This window comes from Candidatus Margulisiibacteriota bacterium (assembly GCA_018822365.1).
GTDB lineage: Bacteria > Margulisbacteria > WOR-1 > O2-12-FULL-45-9 > XYB2-FULL-48-7 > XYB2-FULL-45-9.
The window spans coordinates 1-6,055 of sequence record JAHJKL010000078.1; the positions used below are offsets into that span (position 1 = coordinate 1).

Here is a 6,055-nt window from a genome sequence, read left to right on the forward strand (position 1 = left end):
CTTCCGTCAGGACGACCTCCGGCTGGCCGCAGCCTATCACCAGCAGAAGCAAGGCGAGAGGAAATAGTTTGGCTGTAAACTTACGCATAAGTGCTAAAAGTGGACGGGTCCCAGTCACCCGGTTCAAGTTTTGGGTAGTCGGGCATTTTCCCGGAGATCATGGTATCGATATCGTGTGCTAATTTATCGGCTGCTTCTTTTGCTGAGTTTTCGGTCAGTTTCGGCTGGCCGGTGCGGATATCAATAACCGTCGCGCCAAAGTCGCTGATAATTTTAATGTCTTCCGCGAAGACCTGCTTGTTTTCCACCCGCCAGGCGTAAAGCTCCGGTTTGCGCCGGTCTTGCAAGCCGACGATAAAAAGATATTTTTGGTTATGGGCCAGGTCTTGCGGCGAAGGATAGGGGATGCCGCGCGGATGGGTGTGATAGACCCCCAGATACTCCAGCTTGTGTTTGACCAGAAAACGGTAAGCGAGCTCGATGTCGTCTCCGGTCAGGGCAAATTGGGTCGTCTGGTCACCTGGGTTTTTGTTGGGGATCGGCAGGACTCCCAGGATTTTGTTGTCATGCCCCCCCAGGAACCCGCCGGTTTCCATTGGCCAGCAATCCTGCGCCTGTTTCATGATAATGCTATATTGCCGTTCCGTAATAATAAACATTGTTGAATTGAATTATAACATGTACTATGATGAGCCAGAAAATCAATAGTTCTACATAAAGGAGCAATACAATGGGAGTAGTATCCTGGTCTTTAATTGCCGGAGCGGTCGGTCTGCTTTTTTCCATATATCTGTTTGTTTTTATCCTTCGTCAGCCCCGCGGCACCGAGAAAATGAATGAACTTTCCGCCATGATCCATCAGGGGGCGATGGCCTATCTGAAGCGCCAATACCTGACGATCTTAATATTTATGGCGGTGGTCTTTATCGCGCTTGCCTTTTTACTGAATATTTACGTTGCCCTTGCGTATACCTTGGGTGGTTTTTGTTCGATCATGGCCGGTTTGATCGGGATGAACGCCGCGACCCGGGCCAATGTCCGGACGACCCAGGCGGCGAGAAAAGATGCTTCCCTGGCGCTTGACGTCGCGTTTTCGGGCGGGGCTGTTATGGGGATGGCGGTCGCTTCGATCGGGGTCCTGGGACTTGGACTGCTCTTTTATCTGGTCCAGGGCTTTGTGGAGAAGGCGATAATAATAAGCGGATTTTCGATGGGGGCTTCGTCGATCGCCCTTTTTGCCCGGGTTGGCGGAGGGATATACACCAAGTCGGCCGATGTCGGGGCTGACCTGGTTGGCAAGCTTGAAGCCGGTATTCCGGAAGACGATCCGCGCAATCCGGCGGTCATTGCCGACCAGGTTGGGGATAACGTCGGTGATGTGGCGGGGATGGGGGCCGACCTGTTTGAATCCTACGTCGGCGCGGTTGCCGCGACCGTGGTGATCGGTTCCCTGATGATCGCCAACCAGGCCGGTTGGATGCTTCTCCCGCTGGCGCTGATCGCCGCCGGGACGATCTGTTCGATCGTCGGGGTGGTTTTTATCCAGCTCTTCCACCGGATGGACCCGCAAAAAGCACTGCGCAACGCGACCTATGTTTCCAGCGTTTTGTTCATTGCCGCCTCATATTATCTGACCGCTTTTATAGTGGGGGAGTTGGGGATATTTTGGGCGATCCTTTCCGGGATCCTGGTCGGGAGCATTATCGGCCTGATCTGTGAGTTTTACACTTCGGGCAAGGTCCTTAAAGGGATCGCCGACTCCTGCAAGACCGGCGCAGCGACCGATATTATCAGCGGACTCGCGGTTGGGATGAGAAGCACTGTTCTGCCGGTATTATCGATCTGCGTGGCGATCTATGTTTCCTTTTATTTTGGCGGACTTTACGGGATCGCCATCTCCGCGGTCGGAATGCTCGGGACGATCGGGGTGATAATGTCGGTCGATGCCTATGGGCCGATTGCCGACAATGCCGGGGGGATAGCGACCATGGCCCATTTGCCGTCCAAAGTCAGGAAAATAACCGATGAGCTTGATTCGCTGGGGAATACAACCGCCGCGATCGGTAAGGGTTTTGCCATCGGTTCGGCCGCTTTGACCGCACTGGCCCTTTTTACGGCCTACACTCAGACGGTCCACCTGCAAACGATAGATATTCTTAAGCCGGAAGTGGTGATCGGCCTTTTTATCGGCGGGCTGGTCCCCTTTGTTTTTGTGGCGATGACCCTGCAGGCGGTCGGCCGGGCCGCTTACAAGATGGTCGAAGAGGTCCGCCGCCAGTTCCGCAAGATCAAAGGGTTGTTGGCAGGAAAAGCCAAACCGCGGATCGACCAATGCGTTGACATTGCGACTTCTGCAGCCTTGCGTGAAATGATCGTTCCGGGGATCTCGGCGGTCCTTATCCCGTTGGCCGTTGGGTTCTTTTTAGGGGGGGAGGCTTTGGGAGGGATGCTGGCCGGCTCCCTGATCGTTGGGGTCCCTATGGCGATCATGCTCGCTAATTCCGGGGCGATTTGGGATAACGCCAAAAAGCTGATCGAAGAAGGTTATTTGGGAGGGAAGGGGACCGTGGTCCACGCCGCATCGGTTGTAGGGGATACGGTTGGAGACCCATTCAAGGACACCAGCGGTCCGGCAATGAACATCCTGATCAAACTCATGTCGATCGTTTCGCTGGTCCTGGGGCCGGTGATGGTCGCGTTTCATCAAGTGATATTTAAATAAAAAAGGAAACCAGCGGCAATATCGTCGCGGTTTCCTTTTCTTTCTTCTCGCCGATGCCTCGTTTTTATGTTATTATTATGATTGAAATTCGCGCCCATAGCTCAGATGGATAGAGTACTTCCCTGCGAAGGAAGGGGTCGTGCGTTCGAGTCGCACTGGGCGCAATTTTTTTTGGAGGGGTGTCCGAGTGGTTGAAGGAGCACGCCTGGAAAGCGTGTGTACGTTAACCCGTACCGAGAGTTCGAATCTCTCCCCCTCCGAATTTGGAGGAGTGGCCGAGTGGTTGAAGGCGATCGTCTCGAAAACGATTATACCTTAACGGGTATCGGGGGTTCGAATCCTCCCTCCTCCGATTCTTTTAAAAGGAGTATTTGTCATGACCAAGAAAGCCGATCCCAATGTCAAGATAGTAATGGACGAGGTTGAGATGGGGCGGGCCCTGAAGCGGATCGCCCATCAGATCATTGAAGCGAACAAAGGGGTGGGGGATATTATGCTGGTCGGGGTGCTGCAGCGCGGAGTGCCTATTGCCAGGCGCCTGGCGGAGATCATTACTCAACAGGAGGGGGGAACGGTCCCGGTCGGTTCGCTCGATGTTTCCCTTTACCGCGACGATCTCACCGAAAAAGGGTCTTACATTGAAATTAAAAAATCAGATATCCCGTTTAAAGTTGACGGAAAAATCGTGGTTTTGGTCGATGACGTTATTTACGCCGGGCGGACCGCCCGGGCGGCGCTTGACGGGCTCAAAGATTACGGCCGGGCGGCCAAGGTCCAGCTGGCGGCGCTGATCGATCGGGGACACCGGGAGCTCCCCATCCATCCCGACTTTACCGGAAAGGTTATCCCGACCGCTAAAAAAGAAGATGTGAAGGTCGAGATCATTGAAATAGACGGAACAGACCGGGTAACTATTAAATAGTTTGAAATTTCTCCTCTAATTTGACGGATAACTGCCTGGAGGGATCAGGTAGTTTATGCATATAGCTTCAGTTAGAATTGGCAAATGTTATTCTTTTGTGCCGCGCGGCCAGGCCAGGCAAATGCAGGTATTTTATCGTCCTGATGTCATGGGACGCATTGCTTTGGCTACCCCCCTGGCTTATAAGTTATTAGTCGCGAAGCCAAAATTGCAAAACGAACTGGCCGAAGCCAGGCCGGATAACAATATGCTTTATTGCGGCGGCCTGGAGATCGATTACTTTTTGGGGACATTTAAGAATCCAAGAATGGGGTTGAGACTTTCATATCTTTCCCGGGAGAGCGCCGATCTGCTTTTTGGGGTTGGCCGGCCGACCGCTCATTTTCGAAGGAGCATCTTAAGAGAAAATAGCTATTATGATCAGGCGAAAAATGAGCTAAACCAGATCAGCTCGTTAAATAGCCGCCGATTATTATTTGCTTTGCTTGGAATTCGACATGAAGGGGTCATGGGGATAAGTCGAAACGCCTGTCAGGCAATCCTTTGGAAGCTCTTTAGTCTGGAAAAGTATTTTGGAATTGCGGTCGAGACGATAACCAGGGTAACAGTGATTGGCGATCAAGCGTTGATCGATGAAAAAACCGAAGTTGGCGATAATTATTGGCTTCGCCTGTCAACCGGCCAGTTGAACAAATGGGTTGAAGAAAGGCGGATGGCTACTCCGTTTTTTCAGTTTTACAATGATTGCCCGCCAAGCGGCGACTGACCCCTAAGATCGACAACTATGGCCTGACCGGTATGATCTATTTCCAGCACGCTTAGATTGTTATCGTAGCAGGACATCAAGGTCACAAAACCGGGGGCGGCGAGATAAGCGGATTCGTTCGCATCTTGGTGGTGAAAATTTGGCGTGTGGCCGCCAACGAGCAGGGCATCCTGTCCAAACCCGGCCCTGGTTTCTTCCAGCTCTTCTGTTGAAATGCTTCCAGTAAATGAATCCAGCCGGCTCCATTGCAGACTGGCGGAGACGCTTCTGGAGCTCTTTCCCCGGTCTTCGCCGGACCCAAAAAGGTGTTTGTCCATCGCTCTGGCATGGATCATCATATTTTCAATCGTCGGTTCGATCCCTCTGGCCTCTAAATATTGTCTGGCCGTTGCCTGGGCGACGCGACCGATCATAGGGGTATGGCTGACAATGATGGTCCTGGAATCAGTAGCTATTTTTATCCCAACCGGGAGTGAAAAGAAGAACTCATTGAGGTTCATGGCAAAATCTTTTCCCCGTTCACCTTCCAGCGCTTGCCTGAATTCTTCCGCTTGTTTGCTTGGAAAGGGGATTTCGTTTTTTTGGTGGATCAATTTGATTTGCTTTGCAAGTCTGGATGTTTCATTACCATACAATTGATCGTGATTTCCCTGAACTGTAATCGAGGTCACCGTCGGGTTAAGTAAAAGGTTGCCGATCGCGTCGGTAATGTTAATGCCTGGTTTTTGCGCTTCAGCGAGCGCTTTTTCAAGATCTTTTATATTGTTGACTTCAATAACAAGCTTTTCCCCGTGAATGAAGTCGCCGGCAAAGACAAGGACAATAGATCGCAGGTCGTCTTTATAATGATTTAAAATTGCCAATAAGTTGGCCAGATTGTCATGCAGGTCGCCAATGACAATGGTTTTTTGGCCGGGCTTTAAATGGCAGGTGACCAGACCGCCGGGGAGGTTGTCCGCGTCAAGAGGGCGGTTAAGACCAGGGGCATAATTTCCCTGCTGGCTCCTTTGCAGTTCAACCAGCTTTGCCGGGTTAGTCGGATGTTGAGCTAAACTCTGGATATCAAGTGGTTTATAATCAATAACTGTTGGCCGCAAGCCGATCGTTTGAACGGCAGGGGCGATCTCTTCCCAGGTCATCCCATGCAGGGAGCTATTCTGGATGGTTACCAGGTTATTATTTACAACGATAGTACAGGCCGGTTCGTTATCCCCACGGTCCAGGAAGGCGAAGGGTTTTCCTTCTGATGCCGCGCCAAGATTGATATTCCTGTAATTTAAATTGATCACTTCAAAAGCATCGTTATTGCGGACCAGGCTATAATTCAATTCTCCGCCATCGGCTTGATAAAAAGTTAATTTTAAGCTGGCTCCATGATTTAGAGAGTAGTTCTCCAGGGGTATTGGGTCAAACCTGTTCTGTCTGAAGGGAGACACGCTGATCGGTTGAGTGGCCCCAACTCGACGCATTGGTTGAGTGTGGTTCTGTCTCGTTATTGGATGGGTGGTCAATATTGCCTCCTCTTATTATTACAAGAAACTCCATCAACCCGGTACATACATTTATCGTAATATTATGGGGAAAACTTGCGGTTTTTGATAAAAAAAGCCCCCGGTTTTTGGCCGGGGGCTTTAATATTAAAAAG

General features: G+C 51.1%; 5 protein-coding genes and 3 tRNA genes. 6 read left to right on the forward strand and 2 right to left on the reverse strand.

The window, feature by feature from the left end; genetic code table 11:
• Positions 1–80 precede the first annotated feature (80 nt).
• Entirely contained in the window at positions 81–659 is a 579-nt protein-coding gene (locus KKF06_07705) for a Mov34/MPN/PAD-1 family protein (protein ID MBU1617640.1), read from the reverse strand.
• Positions 660–730: 71 nt separating this feature from the next.
• Between KKF06_07705 and KKF06_07710 the strand changes: the two genes are divergently transcribed.
• The 6 genes from KKF06_07710 to KKF06_07735 all read left to right on the forward strand — a co-directional run bounded on the left by KKF06_07710 (position 731) and on the right by KKF06_07735 (position 4,410).
• Positions 731–2,722: a sodium-translocating pyrophosphatase gene (locus KKF06_07710; GenBank protein MBU1617641.1), complete on the forward strand. Its 1,992-nt coding sequence runs from the start codon at positions 731–733 to the stop codon at positions 2,720–2,722.
• Positions 2,723–2,812: 90 nt separating this feature from the next.
• Positions 2,813–2,886, forward strand: a tRNA-Arg gene (locus KKF06_07715).
• 9 nt (positions 2,887–2,895) lie between these two features.
• Positions 2,896–2,982, forward strand: a tRNA-Ser gene (locus tag KKF06_07720).
• A 5-nt stretch (positions 2,983–2,987) separates the two neighbouring features.
• Positions 2,988–3,074, forward strand: a tRNA-Ser gene (locus tag KKF06_07725).
• Positions 3,075–3,098: 24 nt separating this feature from the next.
• The gene (gene pyrR / locus KKF06_07730) at positions 3,099–3,644 is read left to right on the forward strand and encodes a bifunctional pyr operon transcriptional regulator/uracil phosphoribosyltransferase PyrR (GenBank protein ID MBU1617642.1); all 546 of its coding nucleotides are present in this window, start codon (positions 3,099–3,101) and stop codon (positions 3,642–3,644) included.
• Between the two features lie 55 nt (positions 3,645–3,699).
• Positions 3,700–4,410, forward strand: a complete 711-nt coding sequence (locus KKF06_07735) for a hypothetical protein (protein MBU1617643.1) — start codon at positions 3,700–3,702, stop codon at positions 4,408–4,410.
• Here the strand turns inward: KKF06_07735 and KKF06_07740 are convergent.
• Positions 4,380–5,879, reverse strand: a complete 1,500-nt coding sequence (locus tag KKF06_07740) for a metallophosphoesterase (GenBank protein ID MBU1617644.1) — start codon at positions 5,877–5,879, stop codon at positions 4,380–4,382. The genes KKF06_07735 and KKF06_07740 overlap by 31 nt on opposite strands.
• Positions 5,880–6,055: the final 176 nt, after the last annotated feature.

Excerpts from the sequence above, each read along its gene's own strand:
- KKF06_07710 (MBU1617641.1), top strand. The coding sequence starts at position 731 with ATGGGAGTAGTATCCTGGTCTTTAATTGCCGGAGCGGTCGGTCTGCTT.
- KKF06_07740 (MBU1617644.1), bottom strand. The coding sequence starts at position 5,879 with ATGCGTCGAGTTGGGGCCACTCAACCGATCAGCGTGTCTCCCTTCAGA.
- pyrR (MBU1617642.1), top strand. The coding sequence starts at position 3,099 with ATGACCAAGAAAGCCGATCCCAATGTCAAGATAGTAATGGACGAGGTT.
- KKF06_07705 (MBU1617640.1), bottom strand. The coding sequence starts at position 659 with ATGTTTATTATTACGGAACGGCAATATAGCATTATCATGAAACAGGCG.
- KKF06_07735 (MBU1617643.1), top strand. The coding sequence starts at position 3,700 with ATGCATATAGCTTCAGTTAGAATTGGCAAATGTTATTCTTTTGTGCCG.